The sequence below is a fragment of the Corynebacterium sp. ACRQJ genome (assembly GCF_022346045.1).
GTDB lineage: Bacteria > Actinomycetota > Actinomycetes > Mycobacteriales > Mycobacteriaceae > Corynebacterium > Corynebacterium evansiae.
Window position 1 is genome coordinate 1 of record NZ_JAKRMT010000005.1, and the last position, 25,097, is coordinate 25,097.

General features: G+C 63.8%; 23 protein-coding genes. 10 read left to right on the forward strand and 13 right to left on the reverse strand.

Features of this window, described 5'->3' with window-relative positions; genetic code table 11:
* Positions 1 to 371 precede the first annotated feature (371 nt).
* Positions 372 to 752, forward strand: a complete 381-nt coding sequence (locus MHX52_RS04130) for a hypothetical protein (RefSeq protein WP_153246007.1) — start codon at positions 372 to 374, stop codon at positions 750 to 752.
* Between the two features lie 347 nt (positions 753 to 1,099).
* On the opposite strand, the gene rplI is transcribed toward MHX52_RS04130, so the two are convergent.
* The 7 genes from rplI to MHX52_RS04165 all read right to left on the reverse strand — a co-directional run bounded on the left by rplI (position 1,100) and on the right by MHX52_RS04165 (position 7,803).
* The gene (rplI, locus tag MHX52_RS04135; RefSeq protein ID WP_239316725.1) at positions 1,100 to 1,552 is read right to left on the reverse strand and encodes a 50S ribosomal protein L9; all 453 of its coding nucleotides are present in this window, start codon (positions 1,550 to 1,552) and stop codon (positions 1,100 to 1,102) included.
* Positions 1,553 to 1,634: 82 nt separating this feature from the next.
* Positions 1,635 to 2,285 carry a single-stranded DNA-binding protein gene (locus MHX52_RS04140; RefSeq protein WP_239316727.1) on the reverse strand — a complete coding sequence of 217 codons (651 nt, stop codon included), beginning with the start codon at positions 2,283 to 2,285 and terminating at the stop codon, positions 1,635 to 1,637.
* 126 nt (positions 2,286 to 2,411) lie between these two features.
* Complete coding sequence (gene rpsF / locus MHX52_RS04145) at positions 2,412 to 2,699, reverse strand: 30S ribosomal protein S6 (protein ID WP_035003609.1); 288 nt, start codon at positions 2,697 to 2,699, stop codon at positions 2,412 to 2,414.
* A gap of 163 nt (positions 2,700 to 2,862) precedes the next feature.
* The gene (locus tag MHX52_RS04150; protein WP_034985176.1) at positions 2,863 to 3,045 is read right to left on the reverse strand and encodes a hypothetical protein; all 183 of its coding nucleotides are present in this window, start codon (positions 3,043 to 3,045) and stop codon (positions 2,863 to 2,865) included.
* A complete protein-coding gene (locus MHX52_RS04155; protein ID WP_239316729.1) occupies positions 3,038 to 4,687 on the reverse strand; it encodes a glycosyltransferase family 87 protein in 1,650 nt (549 codons plus the stop codon). The genes MHX52_RS04150 and MHX52_RS04155 overlap by 8 nt, the downstream gene beginning before the upstream one ends.
* Positions 4,668 to 7,403: a transglycosylase domain-containing protein gene (locus tag MHX52_RS04160; RefSeq protein WP_370642217.1), complete on the reverse strand. Its 2,736-nt coding sequence runs from the start codon at positions 7,401 to 7,403 to the stop codon at positions 4,668 to 4,670. Before MHX52_RS04160 ends, MHX52_RS04155 begins: the two co-directional genes overlap by 20 nt.
* The gene (locus MHX52_RS04165; RefSeq protein ID WP_049050566.1) at positions 7,396 to 7,803 is read right to left on the reverse strand and encodes a DUF5318 family protein; all 408 of its coding nucleotides are present in this window, start codon (positions 7,801 to 7,803) and stop codon (positions 7,396 to 7,398) included. Before MHX52_RS04165 ends, MHX52_RS04160 begins: the two co-directional genes overlap by 8 nt.
* Positions 7,804 to 7,927: 124 nt before the next feature.
* Between MHX52_RS04165 and MHX52_RS04170 the strand changes: the two genes are divergently transcribed.
* From MHX52_RS04170 to MHX52_RS04185, 4 genes are all read left to right on the forward strand, one after another.
* On the forward strand, positions 7,928 to 9,019 hold the full coding sequence (locus MHX52_RS04170; RefSeq protein WP_034985171.1) for an inositol-3-phosphate synthase: 1,092 nt from the start codon (positions 7,928 to 7,930) through the stop codon (positions 9,017 to 9,019).
* Between the two features lie 179 nt (positions 9,020 to 9,198).
* A complete protein-coding gene (locus MHX52_RS04175) occupies positions 9,199 to 9,666 on the forward strand; it encodes a MarR family winged helix-turn-helix transcriptional regulator (protein ID WP_034985170.1) in 468 nt (155 codons plus the stop codon).
* 25 nt (positions 9,667 to 9,691) lie between these two features.
* A complete protein-coding gene (locus MHX52_RS04180) occupies positions 9,692 to 10,612 on the forward strand; it encodes a universal stress protein (protein WP_239316731.1) in 921 nt (306 codons plus the stop codon).
* Positions 10,613 to 10,692: 80 nt separating this feature from the next.
* Positions 10,693 to 11,244, forward strand: a complete 552-nt coding sequence (locus tag MHX52_RS04185) for a hypothetical protein (protein ID WP_239316733.1) — start codon at positions 10,693 to 10,695, stop codon at positions 11,242 to 11,244.
* A gap of 856 nt (positions 11,245 to 12,100) precedes the next feature.
* Here MHX52_RS04185 and MHX52_RS04190 read toward each other — a convergent pair.
* Positions 12,101 to 15,049 carry a leucine--tRNA ligase gene (locus MHX52_RS04190; protein ID WP_239316735.1) on the reverse strand — a complete coding sequence of 983 codons (2,949 nt, stop codon included), beginning with the start codon at positions 15,047 to 15,049 and terminating at the stop codon, positions 12,101 to 12,103.
* Positions 15,050 to 15,133: 84 nt separating this feature from the next.
* Between MHX52_RS04190 and MHX52_RS04195 the strand changes: the two genes are divergently transcribed.
* The 5 genes from MHX52_RS04195 (at position 15,134) to MHX52_RS04215 (ending at position 20,600) form a co-directional block, all read left to right on the forward strand.
* On the forward strand, positions 15,134 to 15,760 hold the full coding sequence (locus tag MHX52_RS04195; RefSeq protein WP_070488580.1) for an SdpI family protein: 627 nt from the start codon (positions 15,134 to 15,136) through the stop codon (positions 15,758 to 15,760).
* Positions 15,761 to 15,855: 95 nt separating this feature from the next.
* The gene (locus tag MHX52_RS04200; protein ID WP_239316737.1) at positions 15,856 to 16,785 is read left to right on the forward strand and encodes a ribokinase; all 930 of its coding nucleotides are present in this window, start codon (positions 15,856 to 15,858) and stop codon (positions 16,783 to 16,785) included.
* Entirely contained in the window at positions 16,786 to 17,820 is a 1,035-nt protein-coding gene (locus tag MHX52_RS04205) for a nucleoside hydrolase (protein ID WP_239316739.1), read from the forward strand.
* Positions 17,821 to 18,080: 260 nt separating this feature from the next.
* Positions 18,081 to 19,454 carry an MFS transporter gene (locus tag MHX52_RS04210; protein WP_034985194.1) on the forward strand — a complete coding sequence of 458 codons (1,374 nt, stop codon included), beginning with the start codon at positions 18,081 to 18,083 and terminating at the stop codon, positions 19,452 to 19,454.
* Positions 19,455 to 19,586: 132 nt separating this feature from the next.
* On the forward strand, positions 19,587 to 20,600 hold the full coding sequence (locus tag MHX52_RS04215) for a bile acid:sodium symporter family protein (RefSeq protein ID WP_239316741.1): 1,014 nt from the start codon (positions 19,587 to 19,589) through the stop codon (positions 20,598 to 20,600).
* A gap of 46 nt (positions 20,601 to 20,646) precedes the next feature.
* Here the strand turns inward: MHX52_RS04215 and MHX52_RS04220 are convergent, their stop codons facing one another.
* The 5 genes from MHX52_RS04220 to MHX52_RS04240 are packed head-to-tail and all read right to left on the reverse strand — an operon-like array spanning position 20,647 to position 24,875.
* Positions 20,647 to 21,207, reverse strand: a complete 561-nt coding sequence (locus MHX52_RS04220; protein ID WP_034964123.1) for an NUDIX domain-containing protein — start codon at positions 21,205 to 21,207, stop codon at positions 20,647 to 20,649.
* A 48-nt stretch (positions 21,208 to 21,255) separates the two neighbouring features.
* Positions 21,256 to 21,645, reverse strand: a complete 390-nt coding sequence (locus MHX52_RS04225) for a branched-chain amino acid transporter permease (protein WP_035003242.1) — start codon at positions 21,643 to 21,645, stop codon at positions 21,256 to 21,258.
* Positions 21,646 to 22,398, reverse strand: a complete 753-nt coding sequence (locus MHX52_RS04230; RefSeq protein ID WP_035003245.1) for an AzlC family ABC transporter permease — start codon at positions 22,396 to 22,398, stop codon at positions 21,646 to 21,648. It abuts the gene before it with no gap.
* Entirely contained in the window at positions 22,399 to 23,196 is a 798-nt protein-coding gene (locus MHX52_RS04235) for a hypothetical protein (protein WP_239316743.1), read from the reverse strand.
* Positions 23,193 to 24,875: a CCA tRNA nucleotidyltransferase gene (locus MHX52_RS04240; RefSeq protein ID WP_370642218.1), complete on the reverse strand. Its 1,683-nt coding sequence runs from the start codon at positions 24,873 to 24,875 to the stop codon at positions 23,193 to 23,195. Before MHX52_RS04240 ends, MHX52_RS04235 begins: the two co-directional genes overlap by 4 nt.
* Positions 24,876 to 25,097 lie beyond the last annotated feature (222 nt).

Genomic DNA, 25,097 nt, shown 5'->3' on the forward strand with positions numbered 1-25,097 from the left:
ACCTCATGCACCACCCAGGAGAACATCGTGACGACCACCACCAGCTAACCGCCTAACCAAGCCCCGAACTTCATATCGAGCCGAAAGCACAAACGGCTACACCACTACACCGGACTTGACCTCCGGGGCAAGCGGAGACCTTTTTGCGACCACGTATAGAAGGGAATGTCGTTAGAACGGGAATACGTTATTAACACTGATTTGCAATACCGCAAAAGCGCAGGTCAGGGCGTTGCAGAGTTTTGCAAGCCGTCGTGGGCGTCGGCGTATTCCCGTTCTAGCGACATTCCGGCCCAACGGAGGCTCCGCACAGCCTGAACAGGCCGACGTATTCCCGATCTAACGACATTCCGGACCACCAGGAGCCCCGAATGGCCCAGAAGCCTGCGATATGGAGGCCTAAATGTCGGAAAAGTTGCAATTTGTTACCGCAAACCATTACCAATTTTGTAAACATGCAGGTCAGCGAGTTTTCCGAGGGTCGCGTTTTCGGCGCCAATTTTAGTTTTGCAACTTTTCCGACATTTAGCCCTAAGAAATGCACCATTTCCGACACTTTGCGCCGCTGGCGATGGCTATCAGGCAATACAGCCAAGCAGTTCGGGCAGCAATACAGCCAAACAGAATGGTCCAGCGGCACGGCCAGGCAATACAGCCCAGCACTCCCCAGCAATACAGTCCAGCAGCATAATCCGAGCAACGGAAAAGGCCCCACGCACAAAAACGTGGGGCCTCAACCTGCTGTTGTCTAAGTTAAGTTTTTCTGGTGCGTTATAGTCGCACGCGCATCTTCGCAGCTCAGCAGCTCAGCGGCTCAGCAGCTCAGCGGCTCTTTACACAGCTCCGGAATGTGAATGCCGCCGCGTGGTGTCTAAGCACGCGGCCAGTGCGCCTAACACTAGGCAAACACTTGGCACTCGATCCGTGGTGTCTAGGCACGAATCACGCGACCTGTGGTGTCTAGGCACAGGGCGCAGAAGCTCCCGGTAATTTCAGACCAGCTGAAATATCAGCCGAGCCAAGCCCGCCAACTGAAGTATCAGCCGACCAGGGTCAGCCAAGCAAAGCCGACTGAAATGCCGAGCCAAGCCGGGCGAAGTTACGCGGAAACGACCTCGAAGCTCAGGGATGCAACGATGTCGTTGTGCAGCTGAACGTCCACAGAGTAAACGCCGGTTGCCTTAACATCGCCCTTGCGCAGCTTGATGCTGTGCTTGTCCAGGGAACGACCGTTGGCCTTCTTCACTGCATCAACAATCTGATCTGCAGTGACAGAGCCGAAGATCTTGCCGGTCTCTGCTGTGCGGACCGCTACGGTCACGCCACTCAGGTTCTCCAGCTCTTCCTTAACCTCGCGTGCGTGGTCCAGGTCGCGGATCTGTCGTGCTTCCTGCGCGCGCTTAATTCCTTCGATCTGCTTCTCAGCGCCGCGGGTAGCAACAATTGCGTAGCCGCGCGGAAGCAGGTAGTTACGTCCGTAGCCAGCCTTGACCTCTACGATGTCACCGGGGACACCGAGCTTGTCAACGTTGGCGGTGAGGATCAGCTTCATGATCCAGCCTTTCGTTGTGCTTTGGTTTGACCAATTATGTTCAAAAAATTTAACGCTGACCAGCAGCTTTTTAGCTAGCCGATCAGAATGGCGGCTCGTCGTCGCCATCACCAAAACCGGACTGTGGGGCAGAGTTCCACGGGTCATCATCCATGGCCGCATTGTGGCCACCGAAGCCCTGGTTATTCTGTCCCTGATTACCCTGGCCGCCCTGGTTGCCGGCGTTCCCGCCGAAGCCTCCCTGGCCGCCACCATTACCCTGGCCACCCTGGCCGCCCTGGCCCGGGCCACCCTGGCCACCGAAGCCGCCGGCATTACCGCCGAAGCCTCCGCCGCCACCGGCGTTTCCGCCCTGGCTGCCGCCACGGTATGCCTTGTTGATTTCCGCGGTAGCGAAGCGCAGCGAAGGGCCGACCTCTTCCACCTCAATCTCGAAGACGGTGCGGCGCTCGCCGTTGCGATCCTCGTAGGAACGCTGGCGCAGTCGGCCGGTCACGATCACGCGGTCGCCCTTGTTCAGGCTGTTTGCCACGTTCTCGGCTGGTTGGCGCCACACATTGCAGGTCAAAAACAGCGGCTCGCCGTCGACGAACTGACCAGCCTGCTGGTCGTAGCGACGGGGCGTGGAGGCCACGCGGAAGTTAGCCACTGCGGCCCCGTTGGGGGTGTAGCGCAGTTCCGGATCCGCAACGATGTTGCCGACCACGGTGATTTGGGTATCTCCCTGTGCCATGTTTCTTTCCTAACGTTGTGTGGTGACGTGTGGGCGTCCGTAAAAAGAAGCCCTAGTGGTTACAGTGCTTAGGTTAATGGTTTAAAGGCGCCTGTACAGTCCGTTCGGAGCCTGCAGCTGTGAAAGCTACTGGTCCTTCCGCAGCACCTTGGTGCGCAGGATCTGGTCGTTGATGTTGAGCAGGCGGTCAATTTCCAGCACGGTAGCCGACTCACACTTCAGGTCGAGAACAACGTAGATGCCCTCGTCCTTCTTGTTGATCGGGTACTCGAGGCGACGCTTGCCCCAGATATCAACCTTTTCCACGGAACCGTTTTCCTTGCGGACAATTTCCAAGTACTTGTCCAGCGACGGGGCAACGGTGCGTTCATCCTGGGAAGGGTCGATGATGATCATCATCTCGTATTGACGCACGGACCTCATCACCTCCTATGGTCTTGTGTTTCGGCCATACCCCTTTTGGGCATGGCAGGAGGGTCGTTGCGTCAGCAACTCTCTCAGCCTACCTGGTGCCCCCGCGTTTTAAGAAATGCCCCCTCGCGCCCCAAGCCGAGCCCCGCTCCCGCGCTGCGCGCCCCTACGCCGCTACGAAGACCGCCAGCCCCACCGGAACAATGGTCAGGAACAAGACGGCGAAGCTGAAAAGCGTCCACACCTGCTTCTTCGACTTGCCGTACATAAAACTCGCAAAACTGCCGCCCACGCAAAGGAACCCCACCAGCACACTGGCCATGGTGATGATTATGGTCGTGTTATCCATCGTTGCTCTCTTTCTTTTCGGCGCCTTTCTTATTGACGCCCACTTCTCCGCCGGAACCATTCCCGCTCTCGCGCGCGGACTGGTTGGTTGGCGCATCCGCAGGTGCCTCGGCTGGCGCGCCTTCCAGCGCATTCGCCGGTTCCTCTGCCAGCACTCCGGCCAGGGGATCGCGGCCTCCGTGAGCTTCGCGGATCGGGTCCGGGCTGCGGCCCATGATCTGCCGGATGACGAGCACTGCCATGAACACCAGCAACCCGAGCCGGACGATGGTCACGGTATCGACCAGCCAGTTCGGTGCCGCCTGGTTCGCAGGCAGGAACTGCCACATGCGCAGGTACCAATACACAGTCTCCAATGCCGCCCAGCCAAAGACCAATCGCCAGCGGGGGAGAGCCAGCACCAGCAGCGGCACCAGCCAGATGGAGTACTGCGGGCTCCACACCTTGTTGGTGATCATGAAGGCCAGCGTGGCCAAGAACGCCACCTGGCCGACCCGCGGAGTGCGCGGCGCTGCGAAGATGACCAGCCAGGCCAGAGCCAGAAGTGCGACCAGCAGCAGTACGCCTGTCAGCAGGTTGAGAGTTTCAGCGCCTTCGACAGACCTTGTGGGAGACACGCCGTTCCAGGCGTCATTACCCAAGAGGTGAGCGATGACGGCATAGATGGTCGAGCCTTCCCAACCGCGTTCGGAGTTCAGCTTGAAGAACTGCGACCAGCCCTCCGGCGCGAAAACCATGATCGGCAGGTTGATGATCAGCCAGCTGGCGAAAGTCCAGCCGACCAGCTTCGCCAGCGGAACCCAGGCGCGCTGGCGCAGGCACAGCAGGATCAGTGCACCGCCGATGAACGCGGGCCATAGCTTCAGCGCCACGCCCACTCCCGTGGCCACGCCGGCCCAGCCGGGGCGCCGGTTGGCCCAGAAGAGGAAGATGGCGACGGCCGCCGCGCAGGTCAGCAGGTCGAAGTTGGTGAAGGCGTGGACGATGACTAGGGGAGAGGCCGCCATCAGCAGCGTGTCCCACACTCGGTTGCCGGTGAGTTTCGTCATCAGGCCGGTGGCGATCAGCCAGAACAGGGCCAGGAAGAATGCGTTGACTCCGAAGTAGATCGCCGCGGGCGCTGCCTGCGGCAGGGGGAGGAAGTTCCACACGGCCTCCACTGGGCGCGCGATCGCGGCCATCAGCCATTGGTACAGGCCCGTGAGCACGGGGTATTCCATGTACCGCGTGACGCCGTCGTCGACGAAGGAGGTGAAGTAGGGGAAGTCGAGGTTATCCAGCCCGCGGCCGGCATACAGGGAAACCGTGTCGGAGTAGCAGGCGGAGGTGAACTGGCGCTTCCCGGACCAGTCCACAAAGGGGTTGCCATCGCCGTCAAACCCGGTGCGGATGCACTGTGCCTTCTGCAGCCAACCGAATACTAGGAAGGTGGCGGCGGTGGCGAGCAGGACGCGCAGGGGAGTCCACCAGCTCGCCCGGCCGATAAGGGCGTGGGCGCCGGGTGGGCCGCCGATGAAGCGGATGAATCCGCGGGCCATCGGCTCTGTGCGGGAGGGCAGCACGCGCTGGCCCGCGCCCCGGCTCGTGGCCGAGCCCGTGGCCGGACTCCCGGCGGTCGGTTTCCTATGGGTTGAGGATTCCATCGATTAGGTCTTGTAGGTCATTGTTCTGCGGCGGGTTGCCACCTCCCGGAGCCGGGCGCTGCGGCTCGGGCTGCGGCGCGGGCGCCGGCGGTGAAGCCGGTTCCGGAGACTCCGGCTCCGCCGGCTGCTCCTGCGCACCCTCGTCGCTTCCCTGGGCAGCTTCGCCGCCGACGTGGCCACCGCCACCGCCGCCGGAAGCCGCTGGGCCGGTACCGAACTGCTCGACATCCTGGCCTTCCAGCTGGCGGTCCAGCACACCCTTCCAGATCTGGGCGGGCAGGCCGGAGCCGTACATGATGCCGCCGTAGCTGTTATGAATCGGCTTACCCTCGGCGGTACCAACCCACACTGCGGTAGACAGCTGCGGGGTCGAGCCAATCATCCAGGCGTCCTTGTTCTCGCCGGTATCGCCCAGCTGCGCCGTACCGGTCTTTGCAGCCGAGGGACGGCCACCGGCCAGCGAGTTGCCGTTGGAATACGCCGCAATGGGCTGCATCGCCTGGATCAGGCCGTTGGCGACTTCCTCGGAGACCACGCGGTCGCCGTCGTCGTTGGTGTTATCCAGCAGCACGTCGCCGTTGGAGTTCTCCACCTTCTCCACGAAGTGTGGGCGGTGGTAGGTGCCGCCGTTAGTCAGGGTTGCCAGGGCGGTGGCCATGTCCAGCGGGCTGGACTGGTACATACCCAGAGTGATGCCCTCTGCCGGCTTGCCGTTTGCCTCCTGCAGCGTCTTGCCCACGCCCGGCAGTTCCTCGGCCACTCCCAGGCGGTGCGCCATGTCAGCGACGTCCTGCGGGCCGCCCTTCAACGACTGGGTCAGGCGGATGAAGCTGGTGTTCAGCGACTGCTTCAGCGCTTCGGCGATGCTACATGTGCCACAGCTGGCGCCGCCGACGTTATTCACCTGCGCGTCACCGGTCATGACGGGGGAGGAGTCGAACTGGTCGTAAATGCTGCCGCCCTGGTCAAGGTATGCGGCCAGCGCAAAAATCTTGAACGTAGAACCGGTCTGCAGGCCTCCTCCGGCGAAGTCGAAGCCCACTGGGTTATCGCCGCCGTACCAGGAGCGCACGCCACCGGTCTTCGGATCCACCGAGACCACGGCCGTACGCAGGCCTTCCTGCTGGCCTTCGAGCTTCTTGTGGACCTCATCCACCGCGTCGGCCTGCATCTTTGCGTCGATGGTGGTGGTGATCTTCAGGCCACCCGTGTTCACCTGTTCCTCGGTGATGCCCGCGCGCTCAAGCTCCTCGATCACCTTGGTCTTGATCAAACCGTTGGTTCCCACGGCCTGGGTGCTCTCCGCGGTTTCCGCCGGGTCCTTCACGTCCGGGTACGCGGCGTTCCGCCGGTCCGATTCCTTCATCGCGTCGATGCTGACCATGCCGTCCAGTACATAGTTCCAGCGTGCTTCTGCACGCTCGCGGTTGGTCCACGGATCCAGGCCAGAGGGCGCCTGGATGGTCGCGGCCAGCACCGCGCCTTCCTCCGGGGTGAGGTCCTTGACGTCCTTGTCGAAGTAGGCGTGAGAGGCCGCGCTGATGCCGTAGGCATTGCGGCCGAAGTAAATGGTGTTCAGGTAAGCCTCGAGGATCTCGTCCTTCGACCATTCGCGGGCCATCTTCGCGGAGATAACCAGCTCCTTGGCCTTACGGCTCAGGCTGAACTCGTCGCCGACCAGCGCGTTCTTCACGTACTGCTGAGTAATGGTCGAGCCACCGCCGGCGCCTTCTCGGCCCAGCACCTGGCCGACCGCCGCGCGGGCGAAGCCGGAGACGGAGAAGCCTGGGTTGCTGTAGAACTCGCGGTCCTCAGCAGCCAGCACGGCCTGGCGGACCGGCATCGGCACCTCGTCAATCTTGACGTTCTGGCGGTTGCCTTCCGGCGGCACGATGCGCGCCAGCTCAGTGTCGTTGTCACTGGCCATGATGTAGGAGATCTGGTTGTTCACCAGCTCTTCCGGCTCCGGCACCTTCGTCACCGAATACGCCGTAAAGAACGCCACCAGCGGCACAATGATCAGCACCGCCATGACGGCCGCCAGCCCCGCGAAGAAGTTTCGCAGGGTGCGCTTATCGCGCCAGCTGCGCTTCTTGCGCGTCCTTGCCTTCAGCTTTCCGTCGCCCACGGAGCGGGATCCATTCTTTTTCACGCGAGTCTGTGGTCCATTCTGATTGGGCCCATTCTTGCTGGGGCCGTTGTTCTGCGGCCTCTTTCTTTGTGACGCCGCCGCTCCCGCCGCTGCAGCCCCAGCTCCCGCTGCGGCTCCGGCCCGGCGGGAACCTCCGGACTTCACCGGCTTGGTGCCGCGACCCTGCGCTGGCTTGCCCTGTGCGGGCTTGCCATGCGCCGGGCGCCCCTTAGCCGGACGACCCTTCACTGCGCGCCCCTGGGCAGCCTGACCCTGTGCAGGACGACCCTGTGCAGGACGTCCCTGGGCACTGCGGCGCTTACCTGGCTGAGCACCCTGACCCTGCGCAGGTTTGCCGTTTGCAGCCCGGCGCTTGCCCGGCTGGCTAGGCTTACCCGACTGGCCCGGTGCTGGGCGCCCCTGCGCAGGCTTGCCGTTTTTAGCCCGACGCTTGCCAGACTGAGCACCCTGACCTTGGCCAGGCCTACCCGGTTGCCCCGGCTTCCGCTGTCCGCCACGGCCGGCACCGGAATTTCCGGCACCACCGCGGGAGAACGGGTTCTTGGACGGCTTGTCGCTACTCAACTAGACGAGTCTCCTGATTGTCGATCGTGATTCCGATCAGCTCTTCTCGGATCAAGTGATTCCATCTACACTTCATGCACACTTCAACGGTGTGTATCGAGAACTCAGCATCCTGCTGCGCATTCACTAGCGCATCAATAACACCATTGATCTCTCTTACACTACGCGCTGTACCCGACTTTTCACCTAATACGTCGCCGTGAATCCACTGCGTTTCCCTTAAATCATGCCTTCCGCACACCGGACACGGACGGTCGACTGCCTGACCTAGAACCTCCGCGGACGAAAGGAGCCGCGGGGTGGCGTCACCAACAAAGCGCCCGACCCCACGCACCTGAGACAGAGTGCGACGGCGATCGAGTGACCTATCAATAACCCTTCGCGAAATCGACACACCCACATTCTAAACACGGCTCGGACAACCCCCACCGCGCGCGAGCTTAATCGATACACCCGCCCGGCTTGATCGGTAAACCTGCCGACGAGGAGCAGTTTTCACCAGCCCACAACCTAGCGTTGACCGCATGACATCTAAGACTTGCAACATCGCAATCGTGGGTCTCGGCAACTGCGCGACCTCACTGATCCAGGGAATTCACCTGTATTCCGACGCCGCCGCGACCGAGAACGTCCCCGGCCTCATGCACACCCAGTTCGGCCCCTATTCGGTCGGCGACGTGCACGTGACCGCCGCCTTTGACGTGGATGCCGACAAGGTAGGCAAGGACGTCTCCGAAGCCATCGATGCGGGCATGAACTGCACCATCAAGATCGCCGACGTGCCGCACACCGGCGTGACCGTGCAGCGCGGCCACACCTTCGACGGCCTCGGCCGCCACTACCAGGAGAGCATCACCGAATCCGACGCAGAACCCGTCGACGTGCCGCAGGCCCTGCGCGACGCAAACGTAGACGTGCTGGTCAGCTACCTGCCCGTCGGCTCCGAGGAGGCCGACCGCTTCTACGCACAGTGCGCCATCGACGCAGGCTGCGCCTTCGTCAACGCCCTGCCGGTATTCATCGCCTCCGACCCGGAGTGGGCCGAAAAGTTCCGCGCAGCTGGCCTGCCGATCGTCGGCGACGACATTAAGTCCCAGGTCGGCGCCACGATCACCCACCGCGTGCTGGCCCGCCTCTTCGAGGAGCGCGGCGTGCGCCTGGAGCGCACCATGCAGCTGAACGTCGGCGGCAACATGGACTTCAAGAACATGCTGGACCGCGACCGTCTGGAATCCAAGAAGATCTCCAAGACCCAAGCGGTGACCTCCAACCTGCAGGAAAGCCCGCTGGCCGGCAAGGTCCACGACCGCAATGTCCACATTGGCCCGTCCGACTACGTGGAGTGGCTGGACGACCGCAAGTGGGCCTACGTCCGCCTCGAGGGCTCCGCCTTCGGCGAAGTGCCTCTGAACCTGGAGTACAAGCTGGAAGTCTGGGACTCCCCGAACTCCGCGGGCATCATCATCGACGCAGTGCGCGCCGCGAAGATCGCGCTGGACAGGGGAGTGGCCGGCCCGGTTGAGGCAGCCTCCAGCTACCTGATGAAGTCCCCGCCGACGCAGCTGCCGGACGACGTCGCCCGCGCGCAGCTGGAAGAGTTCATCAACGGCGCTTAAGCGCTGGGCACGTGGCGCCTGGAGCTTCCGGGGGGTGGGAGTTTCCGGCAGGAGTGTCGGTGCACGCCTATGCAACAGTGGGCGTCACCGGCACTTGTTTTCATCCGTAGGGGGCGAAACTGCCGTACTAGGCAACCCTCATGAGCATTTACTTGCAAAACTGTTGTATTTTAGTACCTATGGCTTCCACATCTCTTGAAATTGCCAAGAAACTGCGCCTCCCGTTGACGCGCCTGTACCTGCTGTACTTCCGCCAAACGGAGAGCTCGCACATCAGCATGGCGCAACTGTCGATCCTCATGATTCTCGAGGAAAACGGCCCAATGCGCATCAGCCAGATCGCGGCGACCGAGACGATCCGCATGCCCACCGCCTCCAACGCGGTCAACCAGCTGGAGACGATGGAACTGGTCACCCGCGTGCGCGACACCTCCGACCGCCGCGGCGTGAGCGTCGCCCTCACCGATAAGGGTCGCGAGGAGCTCGAGCGCCTGGGTGAGGAGCGCGCCGAGCAGCTGGCCAGCATGCTGGACAGCCTCAGCGAGGAAGAACTCAAGGAAGTTGCAGACGCCACCTCTGTCATCGAGCTGGTTCTGCGCCGCTACACTGAATCCATAGAGGCAAAGCTGAACAACGACCAGCACTAAAGCTGGAGCTAGCGAGCAATCTTCCTTGAGCAACACCCCTAACCCCCTCCGTCTACTCCTCACGTGGCGCCCCGAATCCGCAGGTGACGAGGCTGCGCAGGTCGCCGCCTGGATCGCCCGCACGGAAACCATTGCCCTGCGCACCGCTACGGTCATCTCGCGGTCTTGGACGGCGCAGCCGGAGCTGGAGTTCGACAGCTACTCGGAGTGGCTCGACAAGGAATCCAAGGCTGTCTCCTCTGCCGCGCGGAAGGCCCTCGCTCTGGCCAAGCTGCCGGAGCAGATGCTGGACGCCGACGAGCCCTCCACCGTCACTGTTGATCACTCGGAAACGAAGGCTCTTATTGACGCCGCCGCCGAGTTCAACGCCGACATGATGATCTTGGGCTCCCACCCCGCCGCGCCGCATTCTCGCTTCCGAATCGGCTCGACGGCGGACGCACTGCTGCACTACGCCCCGCTGCCACTACTGCTGGCTCCGCGGACGCCGAAGCTGTCGAAACGTGGCGTCACCAGGGTCAACTGCAGTTACATCGACACCGACCAGTCGCACGAGGCCCTGCGCCGCGCCGCCGACCTGGCGCACCGTTGGAATGTTCCGCTGCGGCTGGTGGCGTTTAGCCCGCGCGGGGCGACGATGTACCCGACGGAGACGGAGTTCATCGACAACTCGGACATGATGGTCGAGTGGCGTGAGCAGGCGCTGGCGCTGCTGGACCGTGGCCGGGACCGTGCGCTGAACAGGCACAGCGACCTGACCGTGCAGATGGAGGTCGGCAGCGGCTACGGCTGGTCCGGCGCGATTAACGCCCTGAAGTGGAAGAAGGGCGATCTGCTGGTGATGGGATCCAGCACGCTGGGTGGTTTCCACCGCGTGTTCATTGGCCCGTCGACGAACCAGATTCTGCGGCACAGCCCGGTGCCGGTCCTGCTGAGCACCGTCTAGCGCTCCTCAGCGTGCCGCCCCGGTTCGTGAGCTCGCACGGGTTCTGATTAAGCACCGAGGAGTGTAGATTTGAGGTCATTATGAGCAATGATGGTTTGAACAACGGCCCCTCACCTGCTGATAAACCGGACCCTTCCTCCCAGTCCGACGGCTCCACTCCCGCAAGCTCCCAGCCAGGCGCCTCCTCGCCCGAGGGCTCCCATCTCGAAATGTCCGAGCTGGATCGCCCCAGCGCCCCCACCGAGTTGGACTACGAGGCCGACCCGTTGCTCCGCCTCGAGCGCAACAATAAGTCCACTCGCCAGGCAATTTGGTTCTTCGTTGGCGTGATCGTGGCCACCACTTTGTCTGCGATCCTGATTTGGATTTCCTCCAAGGTAATCGGCGGCCCCTACTGCGATGCAGACTCCTCCGCACAGCTGTGCAGCCGGACCTTCCAGCTGCTGTTCGCCATAGTGCCCACTTCCGTGGCTTTCTTTGGGCTTTTCGGCTCGGCTTTCATCACCTACTACAAGTGGAAGAACCACCAGCGCTGGCGCCCATGGGTAGCGGTGATCTGGTTCATCATGCCGTTCTGCATGGCTTGGATCACGTCGGTCGGCGCGTACTTGCTCCTCGACCACAACCTCTAGGACCGCTAGTTCCCCTAGTTCTCCTGGTTCCCCTGACCCTGCGCTCCCTCTCCGCTAGTCTCCGCGCTCCACCTCCACTTACTCCACCCGCCAGCACGCTCCCTCTCCGCTAGTCTCCGCGCTCCACCTCCACTTACTCCACCCGCCAGCACCGCCTACCTGCGCCCGGGCACTCAGGAGATGTCCCAAATCTTCCACTTTCGGCCAGTAGCATCTGTGAAGCGCAGATCTTACAACCTTCTGACCTGCGGGAATAGAAACTTATAAAAACAGAGTGGAAGATTTGGGACAATCCCCCTGCGGACCGTCCTCTTTGAACCCATCTGAGCTAGCCACTCCGGGCTAGACCCAGCCAGCGAGACACTCCAATTGACACGTCTCCGAGGGCGATCACAGAGCCTTAGGCGGGGTAATGTCCCAAATCGTCGAGTTATTGAAAGTAGAGGGTTTGAAGCCCAAAATAGCGACGCTCTGACCTGCAGGAATAGAATAGTTATGTTTTAAGACGTGGAATTTGGGACATTCGCCCCTCGAGCAGGCCATCCAGCCCGTCATCAACGCCTCGCAAAAGCCCAATCCACGCCTTTCGGAAGCGTCACTGTGACATTTCAGATGCATAAACTCGCACCTTAGTTCTATTCTGCGCCTTAGAGTCCGCAGCTTCCGTCCGTGACTGTAATGAAGGCGCACGCACCCCCACCGTGCCGCCGGGAAAAATAGACCTGCGGCCCGACAGCACTAGAACAGCGCCGCCGCAGGGTAGGGTCGGGGCGCCGGAAGAAGGAGAACTCCAGCCCGGGCGCGCCAGCGGGCACCCCCGCGGCACCCATGCCCAGCGGGCGCCCCAGCGCGGGCGCTACTTCGCGACGATATTCACCATCTTGCCCGGCACCACGATGATCTTCGCCACCGTCTTGCCCTCAATGTGCGAAGCAACATTCGGCTCCTCCAGCGCAGCAGCCTCAATGTCCTCCCGCGAAGCATCCGCCGCCACGTTAATGCGGCCGCGCAGCTTGCCCATCACCTGCACAGGCAGCTCGATAGTGTCATCTACCAGCCACTTCTCGTCCCACTCGGGGAAGCGCTCATAAGTGATGCCCTCGGAGTGGCCAAGGATCTCCCACATCTCCTCGGCGATGTGCGGCGCCACCGGCGACAGCATCTGCACCAGCGGCTCCACGGCCGCTCGCGGAGCCGCCCCAGCGGAGTAGGTCTTCGTCAGATAGTTCACGTACTCAATCAGCTTCGCCACGGCCGTGTTGTCGCGCAGCTCCGCATAGTTTTCGTGAACCCCCGCGATGGTCCTGTGCAGGGCCTTTAGGTCTTCATCCGTGAGGGCGTCATCGCTCACAGAGCCCTTACCCGTGTTCTCGTCGACGGCGAGGCGCCACGCACGCTGCAGGAATCGCTGCGCGCCAACCACGTCCTTCGTAGCCCACGGCCGCGACGTGTCGAGCGGACCCATCGCCATCTCGTAAACACGCAGGGTATCCGCACCGTAGTCGTCGCAGATCTCGTCGGGCGAGACGGCGTTCTTGAGGGACTTACCCATCTTGCCGTATTCCTGGAATACTTCTTCTTCCTTTGTGACGCCCTCAGCATCATCCGCCTTGCGAACCCAGAAGAACTTACCGTCGCGTTCGGTGACCTCCTCCGCGGGAACGTACACGCCGCGGGAATCCGTGTAGGCGTAGGCCTGGATGTAGCCCTGGTTGTAGAGGCGGTAGTAGGGCTCGAAGCTGGAGACTACGCCGAGGTCGAACAGCACCTTGTGCCAGAAGCGGGCGTACAGCAGGTGCAGCACGGCGTGCTCCACGCCGCCGACGTACAGGTCCACGCCGCCGGAGGGGCGGCCTTCGCGCGGACCGACCCAGTAGCGTTCGTTTTCAATGTCTACCAGGGCATTGTCGTTGTTCGGGTCGATGTAACGCAGCTGGTACCAGGAAGAACCTGCCCACTGCGGCATAACGTTCGTGTCGCGGTAGTAGGTCTTTTCTCCGTCGCCGAGATCCAGGGTGACTTCGACCCACTCCTTGGCCTTGGCCAGCGGGGGCTGGGGGGCGGAGTCCTTGTCGTCCGGGTCGAAGCTGACGGGCTTGTAGTCTTCCACTTCGGGCAGCTCGACGGGGAGCATGTCCTCCGGCAGGCCGTGTGCCGTACCGTCTTCGTCATAGACGATGGGGAAGGGCTCGCCCCAGTAGCGCTGGCGGGCGAACAGCCAGTCACGCAGCTTGTACTGGATCTTGCCGCTGCCTACACCCTTGGATTCCAACCACTCGATGGCTTTGTCGATAGCTTCCGCCTTGCCCAGGCCGTTGAGCTCCAGGCCGTCGGAGTTGTTGGAGTTGATGTGCGGGCCGTCCTCGGTGAAAGCCTCGGTGAGCTCGGCGCCCTCGCCCGCGCCAGCCTCACCCTCGCCAGCCTCGCCAGCCTCAGCGCCCTCCGGCGCCAGGACCGGCACGACCGGCAGCCCGAACTCGGTGGCGAACTCAAAGTCGCGGGTATCGTGCGCCGGCACAGCCATGATCGCGCCGGTGCCGTAGCCCGTCAGCACGTAATCAGCGATGAAGACCGGTACCTGCGCACCGTTCACCGGGTTGGTGGCGTAAACGCCCAGGAAAACGCCCGTCTTCTCCTTGTTCTCCTGACGTTCCAGGTCCGACTTAGCAGCAATTGCCGCGCGGTATGCCTCCACCGCGGCAGCTGGGTCTGCCTGGCCGTAGGTCCACCGTGGGTCGACATCCGTGTAGGCGTCCTTACCCGCAGGAGAAGCACCGGACTGCGCAACGAGCGTATCCACCAGCTCGTGCTCCGGGGCCAGCACCATGTACGTCGCGCCGAACAGCGTGTCCGGGCGCGTGGTGAACACGTCAATGTCGTGGCCAAGGCAGTCGAACGTGACCTCCGCGCCGCGCGACCGGCCGATCCAGTTGCGCTGCATGGACTTCACCTTCTCCGGCCAGTCCAGGTACTCCAGGTCGTCGATCAGGCGGTCGGAGTACGCGGTGATGCGCATCATCCACTGCTGCAGGTTCTTGCGGAAGACGGGGAAATTGCCGCGCTCGGAGCGGCCCTCCGCCGTGACCTCCTCGTTCGCCAGCACGGTGCCCAGGCCGGGGCACCAGTTCACCGTCGAGTTCGAGCGGTAGACCAGGCGGTAGCTATCCAGGATCTCCTGCTTCTCGGCAGCACTCAGGTCCGCCCAGTCGGAGCGCTCGGCAGCGAGCTTCTCCTCCAGCTCCTTAATCGGGCGGGCCTTGCCCAGGGTGCCGTTGGCGTTCTTGGCCTCCGGGTCGAACCAGGAGTTGTAAATCTGCAGGAAGATCCACTGCGTCCAGCGGTAGTAATCCGTATCCGTGGTGGCGAAGCTGCGGCGCTTATCGTGACCCAGGCCCAGGCGGCCCAGCTGGCGCTCCATGTTGGCAATGTTGGCCATGGTGGTGGTGCGCGGGTGGGTGCCGGTCTGCACGGCGTACTGCTCGGCGGGCAGGCCGAACGCATCGTAACCCAGCGTATGCAGCACATTCGCGCCCTTCATGCGGTGGAAGCGCGCAAACACATCCGTGCCGATATAACCCAGCGGGTGGCCAACGTGCAGGCCCACGCCGGAAGGGTAGGGGAACATGTCCTGGATAAACTTGCGGTCCTCCGGCAGCTCCACGCCCGGCTCCGCCAGGTCGCCCGTCGGGTTCGGGGCGTTAAACGTGCCGTTGTCGGCCCAGTGCTTCTGCCACTTGGCCTCGATCTTGGCCGCGAGGCCAGGAGTGTAGCGGTAGGAATTGTCTTCAGTGCTGCCGTTAGTCATGTTTTAACAGTCTAGTAGGTCGTCTGGACAGGGCAGGTTATTGCGTTTGGCTTGTTGGCCACCTGCAGTAATAGACTGTTTCGCATGATCGTGTTGACCGTTGTGTTGGTAGTCGTGGGCCTGGCCTTTTTCATCGCGGGTCTGCTGGGGGCTGTGGGGAAGTTGCCGGGTAATCCGGTCGTTGGCCTGCGCATTCCGGAGGTTCGCAAGACCGAGGAGCTCTGGAACACCGCGCACCGCATCGTCGGCCCTGCCTGGATGGGAGCTGGTGCGGCGTTCCTCGGCGCGGCGCTGATCACCCTGAAGGTGAGCGGTTGGATGTGGCTGGTATTTGCATTGTTGCTGGTCGGTGCCGCTTTCTTGATCGGCCTGGGCTCCGCGTTGGGCGCCCACGCCGTCGCGCGCCTGGACGCCCGTGCCGCCCAGCTCGAGGCCGCCAATTCTTCTTGTTGCTCTAGCGGTGACGCCACCTCGGACTCCTGCTGCGACGATTCCAGCGAGGCCCCCGGCGCTTCCGACTCCGCTGGCGCTTGCTGTTCCGACGGCTCTGGCGTCGGCGCCGAAGCTGGCGCGGTGAGCGCGGAGGCGTGCGCAAGCGGTCAGGCGTGCGGCAGCTGCTCGCTGAACGGCTCCTGCGAGGGCGGCGGCGTGGACTGGGAGGCCGCCCAGCGGGCCGCCTCGGCGCAAGACTCGGCCCAGAACCCAGCGTAGAATCCAGCGCAAGACCCCACACGGGCCTAGCCCAGCACCACTGCACCCGTCGCCGCAGCTCCACCGCGCCCGGCAACCCAGTATTCTGGGGAACCATGAGAGACTCCAACGCCACCGTCGTCGTATCCGGCACCACCAACGTCGACACCTTCGTCACCGTCCAGAATTTCCCCCAACCAGGGGAAACAACCATCGCAGAACCCGGCATAGAGGGGCTGGGCGGAAAGGGCGCTAATCAGGCGGCAGCCTGCGCACACATGGGCGTCAATACCGTGCTTTTGTCTGCGGTAGGCACCGATCCGCAGGGCGAACTTGCGATCACAGAGCTGCGCGAACACGGTGTGAACACCGACTACATCGTAAGTAGCCGGCAGCCAACCGGCCGCGCGTTCATCATGAACGACCCGAGCGGCGAGAACATCATCATCGTCACCTCGGGCGCAAACGAGCTGGTCAGCCCGGCTCAGCAACGTGAAACCGTGGAGGAATTGCGCCGCCAGGGACCCGTACCTATCGTGCTTGCGCAGGGCGAACTGACCCCCGAGCACAGCGCGGAGCTGCCGAAGCTGGTGGCGAATTCGGACTCGCGGCTGGTGCTGAACCTCGCGCCCGTGACCACGCGCGACCCCGACCTGCTCGCCGCGGCCGACCCGCTGGTGCTGAACGAGGGCGAGGCCGCCGCAGTGCTCGATGCCGCCCCCGGTACGCCCATCGAAGAGCTGCTGGAGCGCCTGCGCCCCATCGCTCGCTCTGTGGTGGTTACTTTGGGGCAGCGCGGCGCCATGATCTTGGAGGGTGACGCCGAACCGGTGCACATCCCCGCCGTCTACGTCGAGCGCGTCGTGGACACCACTGGTGCAGGCGATGCGTTCTGCGGCACGCTCGCGGCGGCGCTGGCGCAAGGGGAGACCCTGGTGGATGCGTGCACGTTGGGCGCGGCGGCCGGGGCTCTCGCCACGCAGAAGCGCGGCGCGGCAGGCAGCTACGCCACCGAGAACGAAATCCGTCGACTAGGAGACGCATAAATGACTCAGAAGATCATCCTGGACTGCGATCCGGGGCACGACGACGCAATCGCCATGCTCCTGGCCTGGGGTAACCCTAACCTGGATCTGCTGGCGGTCACGACGGTGGCGGGCAACCAGACATTGGAGAAAGTCACCAAGAACGCCCTGGCCCTGGCGCGAGTCGGCAACATCACCGGCATTCCCTTCGCCGCCGGGGCGGACCGCCCGCTAGTTGCGCCGCAGATCATTCCGGAGGAAATCCACGGGGATAGCGGCCTGGACGGCCCGCAGCTGCCCGCCGCCGGGGCCGAGCTGGATCCCCGCCACGCGGTGAACCTCATCGCGGACATCATTCGCGAGAACGAGCCGGGGACCGTCACCCTCGTCCCCACGGGAGCGCTGACCAACATCGCCCTGTTCGCCCGCATGTATCCCGAGCTGGTGGAGCGCGTAGGTGGCGTCACCCTAATGGGCGGCGCACACCACGCTGGCAACATGACCCCGAGCGCCGAGTTCAACATCCTGGCAGACCCGGAGGCCGCGAAGATCGTGTTTGGCGCGGGCTGGCCGGTGACGATGGTCGGGCTGGATGTCACACACAAGGTGCTGGCCACGCCGCAGCGGATGGCTCAGCTGGCGGAGGTCAACACGGACGTGGCGAAGTTCATCGCAGAGCTGGTGGAGTTCTTCGGCGGCGCGTACATGAAGGAGCGCCACTACCCCGGCCCGCCGATGCACGACCCGCTGGCCGTCGCAGCCGTGGCAGATCCGCAGGTCGTGCGCACAATCCTGGCGCCGATCGACGTGGAGACCAAGGGCGAGCTGACGCGCGGGGCGACCGTCGTGGATCTGCGCCGCACCTGGGGTAGCCAGGAGGGCGGGCAGGACCCGACGGCACTGGGCACGGCGGATGATTCTGATATTGACGCCACCGCCTCCGCCACCGCAGCGGGCGCTACCCTGCGCACCCGCGTGGCTGTGGACGTCGACGCAGAGCGCTTCTGGAACCTGCTGGTCGACGCGCTGCAGCGGATCGGGAATACGGGGTTTTAGTCGGGCGCAAGTACGGGGTTCTAGTCAGGCGCGCGTTCATCGCTTAGAGTTCTAGCTGCAACTACTGAAACTCCAATTGGTTTTCAATTGACGCTGAATCGGAGCCGCCCATGAACTCCACTAATCCGCACGCCGACAACGCACCATCCGGAAAGCCCGGTGGCGAGGCCGACGGAGCCACAGCCACTGGAGCCCCTGCTACAACCGCAGCAGCTTCCCCGGATCCGGTCGACTCCCGCCCCGGCGGCATCGGCCTGTTGATGACGGTGCTGATCACCGCGGCCGTCGCGTTTCAGCTGAACGCCTCCATGCTCTCGCCGGTGTTGGCGACCATGGCTCGCGAGCTGAACACCGACGAGGCCGCCACGGGTCTCACCCAGACCGCCTTCTTCACCGGTGGAGCCATGTGCGGTCTGTTCCTGCCGCGACTGTCCGACATTGTCGGCCGCCGGAAGATCCTCGTCATCATGCTGGGCGTTATGTCCCTCGGCGGTCTCATTGCCGCGCTGGCGCCGAACATTGGCGTGCTGATGGTCGCCCGCGCCATGCAGGGCATCGCCGGGCCGACGATCCCCATGACCCTGATCATCCTGCGCAGCCAGGTCAAGGAGGAGGTCCGCCTAGGCACGCTCATGGGTCTGCTTGCCGCCATCAACGGCGGCGTCGCCGGTATCGACGTGATCCTGGCCGGCTGGATGGCCGAGCAGTGGGGCTTCCGGTCCGTCTTCTGGCTCATCGCCATCATTGGCATCATCGCCACCCTGGTCGTTGCCTTCGGCGCACCGGAATCCAAGCCGTCGGACAACGTGAAGATGGACTGGGCGGGCGCTGCTCTGCTGGTGGTATCGGTGCTGTGCATCACGTTGGGCGTCAACGAGGCAGGCAAGGCCGGGGCAGCGAACTGGCTGTACGTCATCGCCATGTTCATCGTCGGCGCGGTCGTCTTCCTGGCCTTCTGGAAGTACGAAAACCGCCACGACCAGCCGCTGGTCGCCCCGAAGTACCTGGCCCGCCGCCACACCTGGGCGCTGCTGGCCACCACGGTGCTGACCATGACCGGCGTGTTCGCCGCGGTCAACGGCCTGGCTATCTCCCTGGCGCAAAACCCGGATGCGGGCTTCGGCCTGGAGGCCGACAAGGCCTCCCTGTGGCTGCTGACCCCCTACGCCCTCATCGGCTGGGCCGTCGGCCCCTTTGCTGGACGCTGGGCACCGAGGGTCGGCTACGGACGACTGATCATCATCGCCAACCTCGCCAGTGCGGCCCTCATGCTGGCTCTGGCGTTCGTCGGCGTGCACTCGCTGCCGGTGCTGATCATCACAGTGATCCTGCTGGGTGTTACCTACGCGGGTATCGGCAACATCGTCATCAACAACCTGGGCGTGGTGAACTCCCCGAAGGATAACGAGGGCTTCCTGCCCGGCATGAACTCCGCAGCCTTCAACCTGGGCGCGGGCGTGTCCTTCGCCGTGCTGCCGGTCTTCCAGGTCGCGGGCTCCCCGCAGGGCTCGGATTCTGCCGCGGGTTATATCACCGCGTTCATCGTCGCAGCGGTGATCCTCGGCATCGCCGCGGCCGTGGCGGCGCTGATCCCGAAGCAAACCGTCGCGGAGCTCGACCGCGCCATCGTCTAACCCCCGGCGCCGCGCGCGGGTCCACGCACCACTCTGCGCCCCGGCCCCCGCAGGCGCCCACCCCACCCGCGCCTGGCCCGTTGTGGACGGTCAAGGTTCGCAGAGGCGAGGGCGTCAATAAGATAAAGACCCATGGTAGAAAAACAGTCGCTATGGCACCGCATCATTAACTACCGGCCGGACTTCCTCATCGTCCTGATCGTCATCGCGGTCGTCGCGGCGATCATTTTGCCCGTGCGCGGCGAGGCGGCGGATGTCGCCAACGTCATCACGAAGGTCGCCATTGCGTTCCTGTTTTTCCTCTACGGCGCGCGCCTGTCGCCGCAGGAAGCCCTGAAGGGCCTGATGCACTGGCGGCTGCACCTGCTGATCATGGTGTTTACCTTCGTGGTCTTCCCTCTGATCGGCGTGGCGATGATGCCACTGAAGGCGGTCGTCGGAAACGAGCTTTACCTGGGCATTCTCTTCTGCACCCTCGTGCCATCGACGGTGCAATCCTCCGTCGCCTTCACCAGCATCGCGCGCGGCCACGTCGCCGCCTCGATCGTCGCGGCCAGCGTCTCTAGCCTGCTGGGAGTTCTTTTCACACCGTTGCTGGTGCTGCTGCTGATGTCTTCTTCGGAAGGCTTTCATATTGACGCCACCACGTTCCTCGACATCGGAGTCCAGCTACTGCTGCCGTTTGCCATCGGCCAGCTGCTGCGCAGGTGGGTGTTCAAGTTCGCGGCCTCCAAGGCGACGAAGAAGGTGGACCAGATCTCCATCGGCCTGGTGGTGTACGTCAGCTTCTCGGAGGGCATCGTCTCCGGCGTGTGGGGTTCCGTCAACTGGCTGACGATTCTGGGCCTGGTGCTGGGCTCCATCGCGCTGGTGCATCTGATGCTGGGCGTGACGAGCGTGACCTCGCGGAAACTGGGATTCAACTACGCCGACCAGGTGGCCATCCAGTTCGCTGGCACCAAGAAGTCCCTGGCCTCGGGGCTACCGATGGCGGCGGTGATGTTCGGCGGGGCGAGCCTGGGCATGATGATCCTGCCGCTGATGATCTTCCACCAGGTGCAGCTGGTGATCTGCTCCTTGCGTGCCAGCACCTATGCCGCGCGCTTCCCGGAGGGCGAGAAGACCGCGGGCGCTCACACCTGGTAGGAGCTCGGGCTAACGCGGGCACGGAGCCTGCCGCACACTTGCCGCACTATTCCGGCTTCTGCAGCCGCTTGACGTAACCCATGCGCGGGCGGAAGCCCGCCGGGTGCTTCATCTGCGCCACCGCGTCGGCAATCACCAGGCGGAAACGCGGCTGCATCGGCGGCATCTGGGAGATCGAATACCAGCCCACCTGCGTGGACTCGTCGTCGCCGATCACCGGCTCGTCATTGAACTCGCCGGTCTCGGGGTCGGGAATCACGGTGCAGCGAACGGTGGTGTCCACGTAGCTGGTCACATCCCCATTCGGGTATTCCACGGGGCCGACCTGGCCCACGCCCAGCAGCGCATCCACCTGCACGTGCAGGCCAGTTTCCTCTCGCACCTCGCGGATGGCCGCCAGGTGCGGCTCCTCCCGCGGGTCCACGATCCCCGTCACGGGGGTCCACTGACCGTCGTCGGCGCGCTTCACCAACAGCACCTCCGGCACGGCCCAGATGGGTGCGTCCTCTGGGACGTCTCGGATGACAATGGCCGTCACGCCGGGCAGCCACAGCTCGTCGTGGCCGATTTTCTTGCGCAGTTCAACGATGAAATCAGGGGTCGGCATGGGCGCTATTCTACGGTGCTGGGGCTAGGTGCGGCGGGGGAGGGGGCGTCAAAAAATAAGGTTCACCAGCACCAGATACAGCACCGTGCCCAGCAAGATCGACAACGTGGCCGAGCGGCGCCAGAGGTGCAGGGCGACGGTGAAGGTCAGGGCGATGGCGACCGCCGCGAAGCCACCCGGCGCGTCGGCCTGGCCGGAGACGGTGTAGACGACCAGGAGGGTCATCACGCCAACGGGCATGGCCAGGCCCAGCCAGGCGACCAGGTCGGATTCGCGGAAGAAGCGCAGCGCGGCGAAAGGCAGGCCGCGCAGGGCGAGCGTAACCATGAATATCGAGCCGAGAATCGCGAGGGTGGGGCCAAGTTCCACGCCCTCGGGGAGACCCGCGGCGGCCTGTAGGTGTACGGCGGGCGCAGCAAGCGCGACAGTGGTGGGCATCTACTCCACCTCCCGGGAGGCGGCGTTATCCGCGCCGACCTTCAGCCGCAGCGCGCGGTCCAGCGGCGGGCACAGGAAGCGCACGATGAGGCTCACAAAGTACAGGCTCATGCCGATCATCAGCATGTTGTCCGGCGAGATCAGCAGGCCGACCAGCCCGCATAGCGCCGCCACGATCGGCAGGGAGAGGTCCTTGAAGCTCACGAAAGCCTCGATCGCCAGCACCGTGAACAGGGCGATCAGCGCAAACTCCATGCCCTGGATCTCGAAGGGCAGAGCACTGCCGAACAGCGCGCCGAGCACACCACCGCCGACCCAGCCGATCTGCAGCAGAATCTGCACCGCCATCACGCGGGCAGTCGACCACTTCGCGTCGCGCCGGGCGGCGAGGATCGCATACGTCTCATCTGTCAGCGCATAGATGCCATAAGCCCTGGCCAGCCAGCCGCGCACCTGGGCGATGGGGTAGTTCAGGGCGTAGAAGGCGTGGCGGAAGTTCACCAGGAACCCGTACAGCGCCGCGCTCAGCGGACCCACGCCACCCGTGACCAGCGACACCGCCAGGAACTCCATGGAGCCCGCGTAGATGACGAAGGAGAAGATCGGCGCCCACCACCAGGCGAAGCCGACCTGGGTGATCAGCAGGCCAAAGGCCAGGCCCAGCGGCACCATGCCCAAGGCCACGGGCCAGGCGTCGGCGATCCCGGCGCGCCAGTCAGCGTTCCTGTCGCGGTGGGTGCTGCTCGCGGCCATCTAGTTGCGCTCCGGGTGGCTCGCCCAGGTTGCGAACAGGTTCTTGGGGAAGGGGCTGTTCTTCATAATCTGACGCCACGTCTCCGCCGGTCGGTCCGTGAACACATCTTCTGCGGTTGCGTCCTGGAGGCCGGCAATCCCGGAATCCAGCCAGCCGCGCACGTCGGCGTCGTTGAGGAGGACGTAGCTGTGGAAGAGCCGCAGGCCGCGCAGCATGGAGGGATCCACGTGGCCGACAACCTGCGCTACCTGCTCGTCCACGCTGGGTGCTTCTTCAGCAGTGCTGATCAGCATGAACTGCCCGCGCGCGCCGAAGCGGGCGGCAGGGGCCGCGTTGGCTTCAGGGCTGCTGCTCGCCGCAGAGGCGCCCGCAGCGTCCAGCTCCAAACGGTCAGCGTCCAACAGGCCGACGGCAAGCACGACGGGTTCGTTGTCGCCGCCGATAAAGAAGACCTTCGGCTTGGTGAGCTTCTCCGCTAGAGAGGGCAGGTGATTGGCAACGGCTTCACTGCTCATGAGGCCCAAGCGGACAGCCACGATGGTGGCGCCGCCGGCATCCGGGTCGTCCTGAACTTCCAGCACGAGTAGCGCGTCCGCGCCGGGCAGCCCCGGCACGGCGAGCACACCGGGGGAGGTGCCGAAGGCATCCACGAACGCCTCCAGGTGTGCGGGCTCGATGTCGGCGGTGTCCAGGTAGCCTTCCGGATCCACAACCACGGCGGGCGCCTGGAAGATCACGTCACCGGGCCGCACGTTGAACTGGTTCTCTGTGCCATTCGGCTGCTGGTCAGCGCTCACTTTTGCGACCCACCTTTCTGTTCGCCCCACCATTGTTTCAGCGCGGCGATGGCGTCCTCACGCTCCATCGGCCCGCGATCCAGCCGCAGCTCCTTCAAGTACGCCCAGGCCTTGCCCACATCGGGGCCGGGCTTGAGGTCCAGGATCTGCATGATCTCGTTGCCGTCCAGGTCGGGGCGGACAGCGGCGAGGTCCTCCTGCTCCTGCAGCTGCTCGATACGCTTTTCCAAATTATCGTAGGTGCGCTGCAGCCTCTGGGCTTTTCGCTGGTTGCGGGTGGTGCAATCGGCGCGCACCAGCAGGTGCAGCAGTGGCAGCAGCTCGCCGGCGTCGTTGACGTAACGGCGCACGGCGGAGTCGGTCCAGGTGGATTCGTTGTTGTCCTTTTCCCCCGCACCGCGGCGAGCATCCTGGTTCTGCCCCTTGCCCTGCGTATCGGCGTAGCCGTGGAAGCGCATGTGCAAAAACACCAGCTGGCCGATGTCCTGGACGTGCTGCTTGGAGTACTTCAGTTTGCGCAGGCGGCGGCGAGTGATGCGCGCTCCGACGACTTCGTGCTGGTGGAAGGTCACCGCGCCAGATTCGGTAAAAGCCCTGGTATCGGGCTTTCCGATGTCATGCAGCAGCGCGGCCATGCGCAGTTCCAGCGAGGGCTCCAGCCCGCGCTCTGCCTCTAGGTTCACGGCGTTGCGCAGCACCTTCAGCGAGTGCCAGTACACGTCCTTGTGCTGGCGGTGCTCGTCCTGCGTGAGCTTCAAAGCTGGCAGTTCCGGCAGCACGTGGTCGGCCAGCCCGGTCTCGACCATCAGGTCCAGGCCCACCCACGGCGCCGCGCCAAGCATCAGCTTGTTCAGTTCGACGGCCACGCGCTCGACGGTGATGCGGCTGATCTGCTCGCTCATCGCCGTCATTGCTTCCTTGACTCTCTTTGTGACGCCGAACTCCAGCTGCGAGACGAATCGGCACGCGCGGAGCATGCGCAGCGGGTCGTCGTTGAAGCTGATCTCTGGGCTGTCCGGGGTGTCTAACACTCCGGCCTGGAGGTCTTCGAGGCCATTTAGGGGGTCGCGGAGCTGGTGGTTTCCGTCGGGGGAGAGCTCCAGTGCGATGGCATTGGCACGGAAGTCACGGCGGATGAGGTCTCCGTCGAGGCTGTCACCGAAGGAGACTTCGGGGTTGCGGGACTGGCCGTCATATTGGTCGGCGCGAAAGGTAGTGATCTCCAGGATCTGACCCTTGACCAGCGCCGATACGGTGCCGTATTCAATGCCCGTGTCCCACACTGTCTCCGCCAGGGGCGTGACAATGTCGACGATGGCCTGCGGCCGGGCGTCGGTGGTGAAGTCCAGGTCGTGGGAGAGGCGCCCCAACAGGGCATCCCGCACCGACCCGCCGACGAGGTAGAGGCTGTGGCCAGCGTCGTGGAATGCCTGGGTGAGTGGCAAAAGGTCGCGGTCAAGCGCGCGCAGGGAGGTAAAGGCCTCCTGCAGCATGCCTTCAATGGTGCGCGGCTTTTCCGGCGCAGTGTCCTGCTGTACCTGCTGGGCTGGCTGTGCCTGCTTGGCCTGCTGTGCCGCCTTGCCGGGCTGCGCAGGATCCGAGTTTGCGGGGGAGTGGGCGGGTTTCGTCACGTTGCCAGATTCTACTAGCCCCCTCGGACGGGCCAGCGGCCCCCTCATAACCTCCCAAACCTCCCGCACAGGCGCCAAGTCCCCCTCAGATCCTCCCCAACCCCGCGCACAGGCGCCAAGTCCCCCTCAAAATCTCCCTAGATGGGCGGCAAATGTCGTTAGAACGGGAATACGCCGAGCAAAAGCTGACGCCCAGAAAACCCGCAATCCTCTGACCAGGCACTTTACATAATCGACGCTCGCTTTCAATAACGTATTCCCGTTCTAACG

Coding starts and splice junctions, on each gene's coding strand:
- MHX52_RS04175 (WP_034985170.1), top strand. CDS start 9,199: ATGGCTTCCACATCTCTTGAAATTGCCAAGAAACTGCGCCTCCCGTTG.
- MHX52_RS04130 (WP_153246007.1), top strand. CDS start 372: ATGGCCCAGAAGCCTGCGATATGGAGGCCTAAATGTCGGAAAAGTTGC.
- MHX52_RS04220 (WP_034964123.1), bottom strand. CDS start 21,207: ATGCCGACCCCTGATTTCATCGTTGAACTGCGCAAGAAAATCGGCCAC.
- MHX52_RS04195 (WP_070488580.1), top strand. CDS start 15,134: ATGATCGTGTTGACCGTTGTGTTGGTAGTCGTGGGCCTGGCCTTTTTC.
- MHX52_RS04200 (WP_239316737.1), top strand. CDS start 15,856: ATGAGAGACTCCAACGCCACCGTCGTCGTATCCGGCACCACCAACGTC.
- MHX52_RS04170 (WP_034985171.1), top strand. CDS start 7,928: ATGACATCTAAGACTTGCAACATCGCAATCGTGGGTCTCGGCAACTGC.
- MHX52_RS04150 (WP_034985176.1), bottom strand. CDS start 3,045: ATGGATAACACGACCATAATCATCACCATGGCCAGTGTGCTGGTGGGG.
- MHX52_RS04210 (WP_034985194.1), top strand. CDS start 18,081: ATGACGGTGCTGATCACCGCGGCCGTCGCGTTTCAGCTGAACGCCTCC.
- MHX52_RS04155 (WP_239316729.1), bottom strand. CDS start 4,687: ATGGAATCCTCAACCCATAGGAAACCGACCGCCGGGAGTCCGGCCACG.
- MHX52_RS04240 (WP_370642218.1), bottom strand. CDS start 24,875: ATGAGGGGGCCGCTGGCCCGTCCGAGGGGGCTAGTAGAATCTGGCAAC.
- MHX52_RS04140 (WP_239316727.1), bottom strand. CDS start 2,285: ATGGCACAGGGAGATACCCAAATCACCGTGGTCGGCAACATCGTTGCG.
- MHX52_RS04225 (WP_035003242.1), bottom strand. CDS start 21,645: ATGCCCACCACTGTCGCGCTTGCTGCGCCCGCCGTACACCTACAGGCC.
- MHX52_RS04185 (WP_239316733.1), top strand. CDS start 10,693: ATGAGCAATGATGGTTTGAACAACGGCCCCTCACCTGCTGATAAACCG.
- MHX52_RS04205 (WP_239316739.1), top strand. CDS start 16,786: ATGACTCAGAAGATCATCCTGGACTGCGATCCGGGGCACGACGACGCA.
- rplI (WP_239316725.1), bottom strand. CDS start 1,552: ATGAAGCTGATCCTCACCGCCAACGTTGACAAGCTCGGTGTCCCCGGT.
- MHX52_RS04230 (WP_035003245.1), bottom strand. CDS start 22,398: ATGGCCGCGAGCAGCACCCACCGCGACAGGAACGCTGACTGGCGCGCC.
- MHX52_RS04215 (WP_239316741.1), top strand. CDS start 19,587: ATGGTAGAAAAACAGTCGCTATGGCACCGCATCATTAACTACCGGCCG.
- MHX52_RS04190 (WP_239316735.1), bottom strand. CDS start 15,049: ATGACTAACGGCAGCACTGAAGACAATTCCTACCGCTACACTCCTGGC.